At 65.8% G+C, this 421-nt stretch carries 1 pseudogene; it reads right to left on the bottom strand.

What is annotated here, in order from left to right:
* Positions 1-5: 5 nt before the first annotated feature.
* Positions 6-421: pseudogene (locus tag KHA85_RS20380) on the bottom strand (C4-dicarboxylate ABC transporter permease); the annotation flags it as partial.

Raw genomic sequence — 421 nt, forward strand, 5'->3', positions numbered from 1 at the left:
GCGGATCATGACGCGCCTCCCGGCAGCGCGGCGCGCTGTTTATAGCGCAGCAGGTGCATGGCGGCGGCGGCGGCGATCAGGGCCGCGCCGCCCAGATCGGTCATCAGGCCCGGTTTGATCAGTAAAATCGCCGCCGCGGTAAGCAGCACCCGCTCCAGCCAGTGGGTCTTCATCAGCCAGAAATTGGCGCTGGCGATCGACAGGGCGTAGATCCCCACCAGCGCGCTGATCACCATATGCAGCACCGACAGCGGGTTGAGATCGTCGCCCTGCATCAACAGCATCGGGTTGTAGACCAGAATGAACGGGATGATAAAGCCCGGCAGCGCCAGGCGCACCGCGTCCCACGAGGTTTGCATCGGATCGGCGCGGGCGATGCTGGCGGCGGTGTAGCTTGCCAGCGCCACCGGCGGCGTGATGT

It is taken from the genome of Dietzia massiliensis (assembly GCF_018390595.1).
Taxonomy (GTDB): domain Bacteria; phylum Actinomycetota; class Actinomycetes; order Mycobacteriales; family Mycobacteriaceae; genus Dietzia; species Dietzia massiliensis.